We start from the raw sequence: 13,277 nt of genomic DNA on the forward strand, positions 1-13,277 counted from the left end.
ATTGATCTGGTAGCCGGGGAGTCGAGCCGGGGTGCTTTGCCCTTCTCCACACCTCACTCCCGCCTTGCTTCCTGGGCAAGTGGCGGCACCATGCGCGCTCCTACCATGGCCAAGAAAGCAGCATCCCAGAAACCCGAGTCCCTTCACCGCAAACACAGCGCCATCGTCGTCGATGGACCCGAACGCGCCGCCAGCCGCGCGATGCTTCATGCGGTCGGATTCAAGCGCGAGGACTTCCAGAAATCGCAGATCGGCATCGCCAGCACCTGGAGCATGGTCACGCCGTGCAACATGCATATCGACCGCCTCGCCAAGGAATCCGCGAAGGGCGTGGACGCCGCCGGTGGTAAGAGCATCATCTTTAACACCATCACTATCTCCGACGGCATCTCGATGGGCACGGAAGGGATGAAGTACTCGCTCGTGTCGCGTGAGGTCATCGCGGACAGCATCGAAACCGTCGTCGGCTGCGAGGGCCTGGACGGCTTCGTCGCCATTGGTGGTTGTGACAAAAACATGCCGGGCTGCCTCATGGCCATGGCCCGCATGAACCGCCCCAGCGTGTTCGTTTATGGCGGCACCATCCTGCCGGGCTGCGTGGGCGCGGAAAAGAAGGACGCAGACATCGTCACCGTCTTCGAAGCCGTCGGCAAGCACGCCAACTGCCTCATCAGCGACAAGGAGCTGATCGACATCGAAGAGCACTCCATCCCCGGCGAAGGAAGCTGCGGCGGCATGTACACAGCCAACACGATGGCTTCGGCCATCGAAGCCCTCGGCATGAGCCTTCCCAACTCCGGCGCTCAGGCGGCAGTCTCGAATGAGAAACTCATCGACTGCTTCGACGCCGGCGCGGCGGTCATGAACATGATCAAGCGCGGCATCACGCCACGCGACATCATGACAAAGGAGGCGTTTGAAAACGCCATCACGCTCATCATCACGCTCGGTGGCAGCACGAACGCCGTCCTGCACCTCATCGCCATGGCGCACAGCGCGGGCGTGAAGCTCGGCATCGAGGACTTCGTCCGCATCGGCAAAAAAACGCCGGTGCTCGCCGACGTGAAGCCCAGCGGCAAATACTTCATGAACGACCTCGTCAAAATTGGCGGCACTGTTCCTCTCATCCGCATCCTGGTGAACGAAGGCCTCATGCACGGCGACTGCCTCACCGTCACTGGCAAGACGATGAAGGAGAATATGAAAAACTCCAAAATCGTCTGGCCTAAGAACCAGACCATCGTCCGTCCGCTGAGCGACCCGATCAAGAAGGACAGCCACCTCGTCATCTTCCGAGGCAACCTTTGCCCCGAAGGTGCCGTCGGCAAGATCTCCGGCAAAGAAGGCCTGAGCTTCAGCGGCAAGGCCATCGTCTTCGAATCTGAAGAAACCGCGCTCCAAGCCATCCTGAACGACAAGGTCAAAAAAGGCCATGTCATCGTCGTGCGCATGGAAGGCCCCAAAGGCGGCCCCGGCATGAGAGAGATGCTTTCCCCCACCTCCGCCATCATGGGCAAGGGGTTGGGCAAAGACGTCGCCTTCATCACCGATGGTCGTTTCAGCGGTGGCAGCCACGGTTTCGTCGTCGGCCACGTCACACCCGAAGCCTTCGTTGGCGGCCCCATCGCCGTCATCAAAAACGGTGACCCGATCACCATCGACGCCGAGAAGCGCTCGATCACCCTCGGCATCCCTGCCAAGGACCTCAAAGCCCGCCTCGCCAAGTGGAAGCAGCCAAAGCCTCGCTACACCCGTGGTGTGCTGGCGAAGTATGCCAAGCTCACGAGCGATGCCAGCCACGGCGCGGTGACGGATTTGTAGAACGAGTTTTCAACTCGTAAACTGGTGGGGCGGGTTTGAAACCCGCCCTTCTTTTTGGGTGAGATACAATCTCACCCCACCAGTGTACGACTTATAAAGTCGTTCTACTTCGCCAGCGCCTCTTCGAACCGTGCGATGAGATCCGCGCTGTCTTCCAGACCGGCGGACACGCGGATCAGATGTCTCGGCACGCCGCAGCTCTCTGCCCAGTCGAGTTCGTCGTAGTGAGCCAGCAGGGTATAAGGGCTGACGAGGGTGAAATTCGTGCCGAGGCTAGGGCCTTTGCAGACGCGGAGGTGGTCGTAGAAGCGTGGGCTGGTATTGGCGGCGTCTTTCAGCAGGAAGGAAAAGAGGCAGCCGTAGCCGCCGCCTTCACGTCGGATGAACTCGTAACCGGCACCGCCTTGTTCGCGGGCGTGCCACACTTTTTCGACTCGTGGATGCGCACGCAGGAACTCGGCGAGAGCGAAGGCATTGCGGCTCATCGTGTCGGCACGCTGGGCGAAGTCGCGGCTGTTTTGCTCCAGCGCCACGGCATCGCCACGCCAGAGGATGTGATCGGCGTGCTGCGTGAGGAAGGCGGAGAACGCAGCGTGATGCGGCGAGGCGCGATTCAGGATCACGCTGCCGGCGAGAACGTCGCCTGCGCCGGAGAAGCTCTTCGTGAGGCTGGTGGTCACGACATCGGCCACCTTCAGAGCATCCGCATGAGCGACGGTGGAGATGGTGTCATCGATAATGATCGGCACGCCGGGCTGCGAGGACGCACGGATGGCGAGCAGGCGCTCCAGATCCACGCAGCGGAGCATGGGATTGCTCGGTGCTTCGCAGAAGATGCCAGCGAGCGGCTCGGACTTCAGCAGCGAGTCGAGCGTGTCGTATTCCTGCTCATCGATCATCGGCAGGAAGTGCGCACCGTTGCCGAACATCTGCTGGAGCTTCAAAACATCGACATAGGGGAAGTCGAGCTGCGCCGTTTTGCGCCCTGGGAAGAGAGTGGTGAGCATGCGATGCACGGCGAAGTTCGCCGCCATGCCGCTCGGGAAGAGGAAGACATCGCCGGGCTGCTGGCCGGAGTGTGTGGCAAGCCGTTCGCGGATGGTTTGATTGGCGGCGAGACCTTCGGCCTCGGTCACGGTGGTCTTGCGGGTGCCGAGGGCATCGCAGGCTTGGCGAGTGCTGACGATCTCACCGCAGAAGCGCCAGAAGCGGCGGGCTTTGACATAGGCGTCAGCCGGGAAGATGGCGACACCAAGCCCCTCGTGCCAGCTCGCTGCTCGTCCAGTGAAGCCATCGCGTGCGATGAACTCGATGCAGCGCTCGGCGTGAAGCAGACGCGGGAAGACAAGGCAACGCTCACCCGCACTGGCGAGGTCCTTTTCCGCTGCTGCAAAGAGCTGGCTCACGGCAGGTGGGCAGCAGAAGCGCGGATAGCCCGAGCGGAACTTCGAGACGATGTCCTGATCCCCCTCCTCATAGCCGATGACGTGACGCCACAAGGGCAGGCTGACGCTGACGCCGAACTCGTCATCCGGCAGCGCGCTGCCCAGCGAGTCGGCCTGCCAGAGGGGATGGCTCAAAAGGTCGGACATGAAGGTGAGGTGTCCGTTAACCCGACTTCGCGGCGAGGCAAGGCGAGGTTCCATCTTGCCGATACCTCGGCGGCCTCAGAGCAGCCTTGCCAAAATCGGGCGCAGGCTGTCCACGGTCTCCGTCGGCCAGAGTTTCCGGTCCGTCATCACCGCGCCTTCCAGAGACTTGTGCTCAGGCCAATTGGCCTTTTTGGGGATGCGCGGGATGACCCGGGCGATCACTTCTTTTGCCAGCGCGACATTCGCCGCCACATGCGCCATCACGGCCTCGACGGTGACGTGCTCCTCATCCGTCTTCCAGCAGTCGTAGTCCGTGATCATCGCCATGGTTGCCAGGGCGATCTCCGCCTCGCGGGCCAGCTTTGCCTCAGGCAAATTGGTCATGCCGATGACATCGAAGCCGAGCTGGCGGTTCGCATTCGACTCCGCCCGGGTGGAGAAAGCCGGGCCGTCCATGTTCACATAAGTGCCACCATCATGCACGCGGGCTCCAGTGGCCCGTGCCTCCTCCGCCAGCAGCCCACGCAGACCTGGGCTGATCGGATCGGCAAAGGCCACATGCCCCACGATGCCACGGCCGAAGAAGGTGTGATGCTCGCGGCGGCTCGTGCGGTCGAAGAACTGATCCGGCAGCAGCACATCACGTGGGTGGTATTCCTCCTTCAGGCTGCCCACGGCGGTGACGGCGATGATCCAGCGCACGTTCAGGCTGCGCAGCGCCCAGATGTTCGCGCGGTGATTCAACTCCGTCGGCAGAATGCGGTGGCCTTTGCCATGCCGTGGCAGGAAATACACCCGACGGCCGGCATATAGACCCGTCACCAGCTTGTCCGAAGGCGGGCCAAAGGGTGTCTCCACCGTGATCTCCTCCCGCTGCTCGAAGCCCTCCAGATCGTAAAGTCCGGAGCCGCCGATGATGCCGATGGAGAGGGGAAGGTCTGTCATGCGAGCGAGGCTAGACCTTGTCTCGAAACGTCTCCAGCTTTTCCTTCAAACGTGACAACTCTGTTTCCATCTCGGCGATCTTTTTCTCCAGACCGGCGCAGTACTTCCGTGGGTTCCGCTGCTGGAAGCGCTCGAAGAGATTGAAGGCCAGCATGAGCTGCCAGACGCGGCTTTGCAGCGTGCGCAGGCGATAGGCGCGCAGCAGCTTGCCCGCGCGGAGGAAACGCAGCGCGCTGAGCACCCGCAGGAAGGCCACGAGTGGCAGGAGGATGATCGCGAGATTGATCCAATGCTTCTGGCAGTAGAGGAGCTTTTGCGGTGTGGCGGAGATCATCCAGAGAAACTCCGCCGTGAAGCCGATCCAGATCAGGCTCGTCGCCAAATGCACCGCCGTGGCCAGTCGCGGGCGGGTTTCCAAAGCCTCGCCTGCGCCGAGTTCAACACCGAGCACGGGCAGAACGAGCAACGTCAGCACCAGCATCGGCACGGCAAGTTTGCCCTCCAGTTTGGCGGAAGTGGTGGGACCTGTCGCGCGCCAACCGACGCCGGGAATCCATAGCCAACCGTCCGGCGTGCTCGTGGCCGTGGTCATGCGCAGCGGCGGGATCAGGATCGTGAGCACAAGCCGACGCAGCCGCGCCTGCCACGCATCTTTGGCAAAAAACAAACCCGCCACCGCCTCCAGGCCGATGCCGCTCCACAGCACCAGCAACGCCCAACGATGCCAGGGATGCGCCTGCAGCATCTCACGAAAAGCCTCCCCGCTGTCGCCATGCGGCAGGATCACGCCCACCACGACCAAGAACGCCATCGCCAGCACGAGCATCAGCCCGTGACGCAGCGTGCCACCCGCAGGCGGAGTGTGGAAAGGGGCGTCGGGAGAGGTCATGACGGGCGGGATTGTACAGGCCGATGCGCATTTGCAAAGCGGCCACTTTCCCCCATCTTCGCGCCCCTTTTATGCCCGAACTCGAAAAGACCTACACGCCAGCCGACGTCGAAGCCCGCTGGTATCAGCGCTGGCTGGATGACAAATGCTTTGAAGCCGATCCCGCCCGCGTCAGCGAGAAGCGCCCGGCTTACTCCATCGTCATCCCGCCACCGAACGTCACGGGCATCCTCACGCTCGGCCATGTGCTGAACAACACCATCCAGGACATCCTCGCCCGCCGCGCCCGCATGCTGGGGAAGGAAGTGCTCTGGCTGCCCGGCACCGACCACGCTGGCATCGCCACGCAAAACGTCGTCGAGAAGACGCTGAAAAAGCAGGGCGTCATCAAGCACCGCGACGATCTGGGCCGCGAGGGCCTCGTGGCGAAGATCTGGGAGTGGAAGGAGAAGCACGGCGGCATCATCATCGAGCAGCTCAAGAAACTCGGCGCCTCCTGCGACTGGAGCCGCGAGCGCTTCACCTTTGACGACGACTACAACGCCTGCGTCATGCGCGTGTTCGTCGATCTCTACAAAAAGGGCCTCATCTACCGTGGCAAGCGCATGGTGAACTGGTGCCCGTCCTCCCTCACCGCGCTCAGCGATGAGGAGGTCGTCATGAAGGCGCAAAACGCCATCATGTATCACTTCAAAGTCGAAGTCGTCGAGGAGCCCGGCACCTGGCTCACCATCGCCACCACGCGTCCGGAAGTGATCCCGGGCGACCAAGCCATCGCCGTGAATCCGAAGGATGAACGCTATGCCCATCTCATCGGCAAACACGTCCGCCGTCCGCTGCCGATCGAAGACCAAGCGCTGCTGCCGATCATCGCCGATGAGCATGTCGATTTCACCTTCGGCACCGGCGTGCTGAAGGTCACGCCCGCGCATGACAAGGCCGACTTTGAGATCGCGCAGCGTCACAACCTGCCTGCCGTCGATGTCATGCATCCGAACGGCGTGCTCAACGAACTCGCTGGCAAAGACCTCGCCGGCATGGAGCGCTTCGCCGCCCGCAAACGCGCCGCCGAGTTGCTCGCGGAAATCGGCAGTCTCGTCAAAGAGGAGCCGTATCAGAACAACCTCGGCTACTCCGAGCGCGCCGACGTGCCCATCGAGAGCCGCCTGAGCGAGCAGTGGTTCCTCAAATACCCGAGCGTGAAGGAAAGCCAGGCCGTCGTGGCCCATGGCGAGATGAAATTCCACCCCGACCGCTGGGCGAAGGTCTATGACCACTGGATGACCGGCCTCCAGGATTGGTGCATCAGCCGCCAGGTCTGGTGGGGGCATCGGATTCCGGTGTGGAGAAATCGACTTCGTGTCCCAAATCAACCCGGTTATCACGGCAAGGGCTGGTGGTTTGGAGAATTGGACAGTGTGTTGGACAACGAATGGCCCGACACAGTGGTTCGCATCATTCACGTTGGCAGTGGCAAGGAAGTTGATCCGCGAAACCTTGCCCTCACAGAGGAAATGGATTCAGGGAAACCCGACCATGAGTTTGATGTCTTTGTTTGCACAACAAATGAGGAGGCAGTCCAGAGGCTTGTGACCGACGAAGGCTTCACCCAAGATCCCGACGTCCTCGACACTTGGTTCAGCTCCTGGCTGTGGCCGTTTGCGACGATGGGATGGCCGGAGAAGACCTCCACGTTGAAGGCCTTCTACCCCACGACCGATCTCGTCACGGGGCCGGACATCATCTTCTTCTGGGTCGCCCGCATGATCATGGCGGGCTTCGAGTGGATGGGCGAGCTGCCGTTCAAGAACGTCTATTTCACCGGCATCATCCGTGACAAGCAGGGCCGCAAAATGTCCAAATCGCTCGGCAATTCGCCCGATCCGCTGGAGCTCATCGCCAGCTACAGCGCGGATGCCTTGCGCTTCGGCATCATGCGCAGCGCCCCGCTGGGCCAGGACATCTGCTTCGACGAAAAGAACGTCGAGCTCGGCCGCAACTTCTGCACCAAGCTCTGGAACGCCGCCCGCTTCCGCCAGATGCAAGGTGGCGAGGTCGAGACCGAGATCAGCGCCGCCCTGCTCAGCAGCGACGACAAATGGATCCTCCTGCGCCTCAACACCGCCATCGCCGAGGTCAGCACCGCTTTGGAAGAATACCGCTTCAGTGACGCCACCGCCACGCTCTACCGCTTCTTCTGGAGCGAGTACTGCGACTGGTACATCGAGGCCAGCAAAGCCGTGCTCCAAGGCAGCGACGACAAGCGCAAAGCCAACACCCTCGCCGTCATCGACTTCGTGCTCGGCCACACGCTGCGTCTGTTCCATCCCTTCATGCCCTTCATCACCGAAGAGCTGTGGCATGGCATGGGCTTCAATACCGACCTTCCCGACAACCAAGGCGGCAAGAGCATCATGTTCGCCATTTGGCCGAAGCCGCTCGATGCGGACGAACTCGCCCACTTCGGCATCCTTCCCGAGGACGAAAAGACCGCGAACGACAAATACGAAGCCGTCAATTTGGGCCGTGGCCTGAAGAGCACCTTCAACATCAACAAGCGCGTCCGTTTCGTGCTCAAGCCGAGCCAGGAGCTGCCCGACCACGAGATCGAAGTCCTGCGCATCCTCCTGAATGCCGAGCCTCTCGATGTCGATGCCGCATTCGTCCCGACGAAGGGCACCCCAAGCGCCCTGACCCCGCTGGGCACCATCTTCCTCCCGCTCGATGGCCTCATCGACGTGGAAGCCGAGCGCGCCCGCGTCAGCAAAGAGATCGCCAAAGTCGAATCCGAGCTGGAGAAAGTCACCGCCAAGCTCGCCGACACGAACTTCACCTCCAAGGTCCCGCAAAAGGTGCTCGACGAGCATCAGCAGCGAAAGACCGACTGGCAGGAGAAGCTGGCAAAGCTGCGGGAGATGATGGCGGCGCTGGGGTGATGTCCAATTTTCGACAGCCATGAGAGATGTTTTTGCAGGCAACTCGATCGGCGGAGGCACTTCTGCTCGTGTGGATGAATTTGAAGAATTCATCCACACGAAGATGCCTGCTGACTACCGGGACTTTCTCGTAGCCTTCAATGGAGGCCAGCCCTCGCCTTCAAGCAGTCTGTATCGAAGCGGTCTCGAATTGCCGGGAGGAGCTGAAATCGAAGTGAGTCAGTTCTTTACCCTCGAGAGCAGCCACCCCGTCGTGCGCAACCTCCATCGCGAGCTCGAGAAGAGCATCGAGTGGCTGGGAATGAATTCCATCTGCATCGGGGCCGATGATTTTGGCAACTTGATCTGCCTGGACTGCGAAACGGGGTTTGTCGAATGGCTGCTGCTTGAAGAGCGATTCCATTTGGACTTCGCTCGCACCTTTGAACTTGGTGTAAGATTGCCTGATTTTTTAGATAAGCTCGAAGCTGGGGCTTACGCGACAAGTTGAATGCGGGAGATGATGGCCGCGCTGGGTTAAACCAGCGGCGTCTTACTCCACGATCTCGTGTTTCCCCTCTTTCACGGCGACGGCTTTCAAGCCGCTGCCCGTGATTCGGTTTGCCTTCACGACTTGCCCTTCGCCGGAGAGGCTGATGCCGTTCCTGCCGCTGCCCGTGATCTCGTTCTGAACCACCGTGTTCCCCTTGGTGCCGGTGGCGATCTGCACGGCATTGCCCTTCGTGGTCTCAAACAGGTTCTGCGCGATGATGTTGCCTTCGTTGAGCCCTGGCTGCTTGCACCAACGCCAGAGATTGATGCCTGTGCCGCAGTCGCGGAATTCGTTTCCGGCCACGAGGCAGCTCGTCGCATCATTCAGCTCCACGCCGACCAAGCTGCGGGCGATGTAGTTGTGCGTGGCGGTGGATTTGATCGTGAAATGGTCAAAGTCGATCGCCTCGTCGGAGGTGTCCCGGATCGTGCAACCTTCGATCTCCGCGCTCTCCACCGAATACAAGGCGATGCCGCGCCCATGGCAGTTCTGGATGAAGCAGCGTGAGATGGCCAGCTTCTTCACCTGGGGTCCCGTCGGACCTTTTTCATAGCTGTAGGCTCCGGCAGCCATGATGCCACAGAGCTGAGCATGGCCACGAATGGATGGATCATCCTCCACGCGACCTCCGTCGAGCGTGAGCTTTTCAATCCGCACGTCCTCGCAAGCACCACGCAGCTCGATCAAGTTCGGCGCGTCCTCGTGGCGGATCATCGTGCCGTCGGGAACGGGAAATTTCAGCGCTGCTTCGAGCTGGATCGCTTCTTTTTCGACTGCCTTCACGATGGCGAGATGGAAGGGCTTCGGCTTTTTCGTGAAGGAGTCGATTTCGCCATCCGCTTCGATCTTCAAGCGCATGCCTGGCTTGAATCCACGCGGTGACTTCACCCCGATCTGCATCGCTCCAGCCGCAGTCGGCCCGGACGCGATGGCATAGGCCACAGGAGGCAGTTTCAGCACCGTCTCTTCCGCATCCAGACCGACGAGGCGGAGCTTCTTCGCGTCCTTCAGCATGAGGCCACGCTCGATGAGATGCACCCCCGGCGGAATGACCACCTCACCGCCACCCGCCTTGATCGCGTCATCAATGAACCGCTGAATCTCCGCCTCCGGCAGCGCCAGGGCGGGCGAAACGGCGGAGATCAGCAGCAGGGCAAGCGGGGGGAGAAACTTCATGGCCGGGAAAAGACGATCCCAACAGGCTCGAACTCGCTTTCAATCTTCTGCTACTTGGTGAAAGCGGCCACGACACGTGGAGCGGAACCCTTTTTCAGCGCGAAGACTTCAGGGCTCGCAGCATGAGGATCGTCTTTGTAGCGGACAGCGAGGTCGGCGATGAACTCCTCCAGTGCTTCAGCTTTGGCAGGAAAGACGAACAAGGAGTGTCTGTCGGGCAGGGCGACCCAGATCTCAGGGCCGAACATCTCTTCAAAAATCACGGGTAGCGACGGCGCGATGAGCAGCGAGGCCATGACGGGACGATCACCGCGATAGACGGCATAGGTCACTTTGCCGTCGGCTCCTTTGATGAGGTCGGGTTTGATCTCGGTGAGCAGATGTTCGGCGGTCTTTTTCGAGCGCTCGGCGAAGGTCTCCGGACTGAGGCCGAGCTTGGCGAAGTCTTCCTTGGGGTACACCTCGATGCCGGGCACGTCAGCGATCTCGCGGGCTGGAGTAAGCACGGTGGACTGAGCGCCTTCGGGGACGATGGAGCGCTCCGTCCGCATCTCGCGCGGCTCGGGAAGCATGAGCAGGGTTTCCAAACGTGGCTTTTCCTGCGCCAGGGCGGCGGTGGTGAGCAGGAGGAGGGCGAGTTGTTTCATGTGGATGAGGATGCACGCGAAGGCCAGGTTCGCCAGCTTGGAGATCAAAGCTCTTGCACGGCTTACCGCTCGCGGCTTGATGGGCGGCATGATCGCCTTTCTCCGGGGAAAACTCGTCGAATCCATGCCGCACCAAGCCATCGTCGATGTCGGCGGTGTCGGCTATCTCACGAACATTCCGCTGACGACCTTTGATAAGCTGCCGCAGCAGGGTGGGGAGGTGAAGCTGCTGACGCATCACCACGTCACGGAGCGAGAGCACACGCTGTTTGGCTTTTTCACTAGTGATGAGCGCGATTTGTTCCGGCTGCTGATGGATCGCGTGTCGGGCATCGGGCCGAAGATGGCGCTGTCGGTGCTGAGTGGGATGCCGGTGATGGCTTTCAAAGATGCGGTGATCCGCAATGACACGGCGGCACTGGCTCGTATCAAAGGCGTGGGCAAGAAGACGGCGGAGCGCATCGTGCTGGAACTGAAGGACAAAGTCGGTGTCGTGGATGCCTGGCAGGCGGCTGTGGTCGCCAAAGGCACGCACGATCCAAAGCAGGAAGCGCTTAGTGACGCCGTGTTGGGCTTGATCGCCCTCGGCTACAAGCAGAGCGAGGCGCAGAAGGCGGTGAATGCCGTCGTGAAGCAGCCCGGATTCGAGATGGGGAATGGCCCGGACAAGATCATCCGCGAGGCACTGCGCGAGTTGCAGTAATCGGCCTTCAAAACCCGAAGACCATCGGTCCAGGAATGATCTTCACACCGCCACCACCGAGCGGGTTGCCTTTCGTTTCTTCGATGGTGTCCACGACGTTGTCTTTGAGGTTCACGGCGAGGCTGCCGGTCTCGACTTTGATGTAGGTCACGGTTTGAAAGGGGCGGCCAAAGGCATCGACGCTGGTGGTGTACTGCGGCACGCGTTCGTAGATCACATACTCGAGTTTCTCCTCCTTGCCGGTGGCGCTGAGTTTGCTGGATTTGCGGGTCGGTTTGCCCATGGAGGCGGAGACTTCCTCGCCCGTCATGCCGAGCGCAATCTGGTGGGCGGCGATGAGTTCCTCGACCTTCGTCTGGCGCTCGTGGAGCTTCTTTAAATTGGTGACGAGGTTCGGATCAGGATGGGCGACGGCGGCAGCGGGCAGCCAGCCGGAGGTATCGCCATGACGTGCTTTTCCGCGGACGCGGAAGGCGGTGTCTGACATGCCGACGAGCTTCACGATGGTGCCGGGGGCCATGGAGCCGATAGCGCGATCCAGCTTCGAGCTGACGTAGATCGGCGAGTCCTGCATGACCTTCATGAAGACGGCCTTGGGCAGGATGTCCTCGACATGGATGGTGCCAGGCTCGACGGCGAGTCGTGAGCTGGGGCGTTTGGCCGTCTGAGCGCTGAGTGTGCCGACGAGAAGGGCCAGGAGGAAAGGGATCAGTTTCATGGCGGGCGGAAAGTAGCAGACTCCGACGCGCCTTGGGAAGCCTTTGTTCGACTTCGTTGATCCTCAGCGGGAAACTACTCGGCCTTCCTGGCGCGCGGTTCGCGGGCGACGGTGTCTTTGCCACCAGCGCTGGTGACGAAGGGTCCATCGGCCATTGGAGCGACGTTCGTGAAGCCGACTTCGGGCATGTCGCTCGGTTTGCCGGCGAGGGGGAATTCTTTCCGCAGGGGGAAGAAGGGGTAGCCCTCCCACATGAGGATGCGGCGGAGGTCGGGATGACCGGCGAACTTCACGCCCATCATGTCCCAGGCTTCGCGCTCGTGCCAGTTGGCGGTGGGCCAGACATCGCAGACGGTGGGCACATCTTCGCCGTCGGGGATTTTGGCACGCACGCGCAGATGCTCGTGGTGGCCGTAGCCGTAGATTTCATAGACGACCTCGAAGCGGGGCTCCTCGCCCATGTGGTCGAGCGTGGAGATGTCCACGAGGTAGTCGAAGCTCAACTCGTCACGGCAATACTTCAGCAGCGGCTTCGCGGAGGCGAGGGTGACGTGAAGCGTCTGCTCGCCACGAAACTCGGTGGTGCTGAGCACGGCGTCGCCGAATTTTTCCTTCAGGGCGGTGACCATTTGCGCGGCATTCATGGGCGGAGTCAGTGACTAGAGATTCAGTGGGACGGCAGATCAGGCGCTCATTTCCTCGAAGAATTCCTTCTTCTGGTCTTCGATGGCGTGCTCGGTCTCGATCTTCTTTTGCAGGCGCATCAGTCCCTCAAGCAGCGCCTCAGGGCGTGGAGGGCAGCCGGAGATATACACGTCCACAGGGATGAGATTGTCGATACCCTGAAGGACGGCGTAGCTGCGATACATGCCGCCGCTGGAGGCGCAGGCACCCATGGCGATGCACCATTTTGGCTCGGGCATCTGGTCCCAGATGCGCTTCACGGAGAGCGCCATTTTGTAAGTGACGGTGCCGGCCACGATCATCACATCAGCCTGACGGGGGGAGAAACGCATGACCTCCATGCCGAAGCGGCTCAGGTCATAGCGGCTGCACGCGGCGGCCATCATTTCAATGGCGCAGCAGGCGAGACCCATCGGCATCGGCCAGAGGGAGTTTTTGCGCATCCAGTTCGCAGCCGCATCGAGCTTCGTGAAAACGATGTTTCCCTCGATTTTCGAGTCGTAGGCGGCATGGGTTTCAGCAGGGGCGACCATGGTTTTGGGGGGCAAAATTGTGCGCAGGGATACGCCCCTGCCTCCCCCCCGGCAACCCCTTTGTGAAAGTTTTCACAAGCACGACGAAGGCCCGTTTTCGC

General features: G+C 61.0%; 12 protein-coding genes. 4 read left to right on the forward strand and 8 right to left on the reverse strand.

Features of this window, described 5'->3' with window-relative positions; all coding sequences use genetic code 11:
• Window positions 1–90 precede the first annotated feature (90 nt).
• Entirely contained in the window at window positions 91–1,821 is a 1,731-nt protein-coding gene (ilvD, locus tag AC6FTP_RS06345) for a dihydroxy-acid dehydratase (RefSeq protein WP_497206107.1), read from the forward strand.
• 104 nt (window positions 1,822–1,925) lie between these two features.
• On the opposite strand, the gene AC6FTP_RS06350 is transcribed toward ilvD, so the two are convergent.
• The 3 genes from AC6FTP_RS06350 to AC6FTP_RS06360 all read right to left on the reverse strand — a co-directional run bounded on the left by AC6FTP_RS06350 (window position 1,926) and on the right by AC6FTP_RS06360 (window position 5,247).
• Entirely contained in the window at window positions 1,926–3,413 is a 1,488-nt protein-coding gene (locus AC6FTP_RS06350; protein ID WP_497206062.1) for a PLP-dependent transferase, read from the reverse strand.
• 75 nt (window positions 3,414–3,488) lie between these two features.
• The gene (gene mtnP / locus AC6FTP_RS06355; RefSeq protein ID WP_497206063.1) at window positions 3,489–4,358 is read right to left on the reverse strand and encodes an S-methyl-5'-thioadenosine phosphorylase; all 870 of its coding nucleotides are present in this window, start codon (window positions 4,356–4,358) and stop codon (window positions 3,489–3,491) included.
• A 10-nt stretch (window positions 4,359–4,368) separates the two neighbouring features.
• The gene (locus tag AC6FTP_RS06360) at window positions 4,369–5,247 is read right to left on the reverse strand and encodes a hypothetical protein (protein WP_497206064.1); all 879 of its coding nucleotides are present in this window, start codon (window positions 5,245–5,247) and stop codon (window positions 4,369–4,371) included.
• Between the two features lie 71 nt (window positions 5,248–5,318).
• Here AC6FTP_RS06360 and AC6FTP_RS06365 point away from each other — a divergent pair, with 71 nt between their 5' ends.
• Both AC6FTP_RS06365 and AC6FTP_RS06370 read left to right on the forward strand, forming a co-directional pair.
• The gene (locus AC6FTP_RS06365) at window positions 5,319–8,183 is read left to right on the forward strand and encodes a valine--tRNA ligase (RefSeq protein ID WP_497206065.1); all 2,865 of its coding nucleotides are present in this window, start codon (window positions 5,319–5,321) and stop codon (window positions 8,181–8,183) included.
• Window positions 8,184–8,202: 19 nt separating this feature from the next.
• Window positions 8,203–8,673, forward strand: a complete 471-nt coding sequence (locus AC6FTP_RS06370) for an SMI1/KNR4 family protein (RefSeq protein WP_497206066.1) — start codon at window positions 8,203–8,205, stop codon at window positions 8,671–8,673.
• Window positions 8,674–8,715: 42 nt separating this feature from the next.
• On the opposite strand, the gene AC6FTP_RS06375 is transcribed toward AC6FTP_RS06370, so the two are convergent.
• On the reverse strand, window positions 8,716–9,891 hold the full coding sequence (locus AC6FTP_RS06375; protein ID WP_497206067.1) for a right-handed parallel beta-helix repeat-containing protein: 1,176 nt from the start codon (window positions 9,889–9,891) through the stop codon (window positions 8,716–8,718).
• A gap of 50 nt (window positions 9,892–9,941) precedes the next feature.
• A complete protein-coding gene (locus tag AC6FTP_RS06380) occupies window positions 9,942–10,538 on the reverse strand; it encodes a hypothetical protein (protein ID WP_497206068.1) in 597 nt (198 codons plus the stop codon).
• A gap of 10 nt (window positions 10,539–10,548) precedes the next feature.
• Between AC6FTP_RS06380 and ruvA the strand changes: the two genes are divergently transcribed.
• Window positions 10,549–11,241, forward strand: a complete 693-nt coding sequence (gene ruvA, locus AC6FTP_RS06385) for a Holliday junction branch migration protein RuvA (protein ID WP_497206069.1) — start codon at window positions 10,549–10,551, stop codon at window positions 11,239–11,241.
• A gap of 7 nt (window positions 11,242–11,248) precedes the next feature.
• Here ruvA and AC6FTP_RS06390 read toward each other — a convergent pair whose 3' ends face one another.
• From AC6FTP_RS06390 to nuoB, 3 genes are all read right to left on the reverse strand, one after another.
• Window positions 11,249–11,959, reverse strand: a complete 711-nt coding sequence (locus AC6FTP_RS06390; protein WP_497206070.1) for a hypothetical protein — start codon at window positions 11,957–11,959, stop codon at window positions 11,249–11,251.
• Window positions 11,960–12,033: 74 nt separating this feature from the next.
• Window positions 12,034–12,603: an NADH-quinone oxidoreductase subunit C gene (locus AC6FTP_RS06395; protein WP_497206071.1), complete on the reverse strand. Its 570-nt coding sequence runs from the start codon at window positions 12,601–12,603 to the stop codon at window positions 12,034–12,036.
• Between the two features lie 39 nt (window positions 12,604–12,642).
• Window positions 12,643–13,176, reverse strand: a complete 534-nt coding sequence (gene nuoB, locus AC6FTP_RS06400) for an NADH-quinone oxidoreductase subunit NuoB (protein WP_497206072.1) — start codon at window positions 13,174–13,176, stop codon at window positions 12,643–12,645.
• Between the last annotated feature and the right edge of the window lie 101 nt (window positions 13,177–13,277).

Source organism: Prosthecobacter sp., assembly GCF_044378005.1.
Lineage (GTDB): Bacteria > Verrucomicrobiota > Verrucomicrobiia > Verrucomicrobiales > Verrucomicrobiaceae > Prosthecobacter.

What these genes read in the sequence shown, in the direction of transcription:
- AC6FTP_RS06365 (WP_497206065.1), top strand. Translation starts at nt 5,319, where the DNA reads ATGCCCGAACTCGAAAAGACCTACACGCCAGCCGACGTCGAAGCCCGC.
- AC6FTP_RS06360 (WP_497206064.1), bottom strand. Translation starts at nt 5,247, where the DNA reads ATGACCTCTCCCGACGCCCCTTTCCACACTCCGCCTGCGGGTGGCACG.
- AC6FTP_RS06380 (WP_497206068.1), bottom strand. Translation starts at nt 10,538, where the DNA reads ATGAAACAACTCGCCCTCCTCCTGCTCACCACCGCCGCCCTGGCGCAG.
- AC6FTP_RS06350 (WP_497206062.1), bottom strand. Translation starts at nt 3,413, where the DNA reads ATGTCCGACCTTTTGAGCCATCCCCTCTGGCAGGCCGACTCGCTGGGC.
- AC6FTP_RS06390 (WP_497206070.1), bottom strand. Translation starts at nt 11,959, where the DNA reads ATGAAACTGATCCCTTTCCTCCTGGCCCTTCTCGTCGGCACACTCAGC.
- AC6FTP_RS06395 (WP_497206071.1), bottom strand. Translation starts at nt 12,603, where the DNA reads ATGAATGCCGCGCAAATGGTCACCGCCCTGAAGGAAAAATTCGGCGAC.
- nuoB (WP_497206072.1), bottom strand. Translation starts at nt 13,176, where the DNA reads ATGGTCGCCCCTGCTGAAACCCATGCCGCCTACGACTCGAAAATCGAG.
- ilvD (WP_497206107.1), top strand. Translation starts at nt 91, where the DNA reads ATGCGCGCTCCTACCATGGCCAAGAAAGCAGCATCCCAGAAACCCGAG.
- ruvA (WP_497206069.1), top strand. Translation starts at nt 10,549, where the DNA reads ATGCACGCGAAGGCCAGGTTCGCCAGCTTGGAGATCAAAGCTCTTGCA.
- AC6FTP_RS06370 (WP_497206066.1), top strand. Translation starts at nt 8,203, where the DNA reads ATGAGAGATGTTTTTGCAGGCAACTCGATCGGCGGAGGCACTTCTGCT.
- AC6FTP_RS06375 (WP_497206067.1), bottom strand. Translation starts at nt 9,891, where the DNA reads ATGAAGTTTCTCCCCCCGCTTGCCCTGCTGCTGATCTCCGCCGTTTCG.
- mtnP (WP_497206063.1), bottom strand. Translation starts at nt 4,358, where the DNA reads ATGACAGACCTTCCCCTCTCCATCGGCATCATCGGCGGCTCCGGACTT.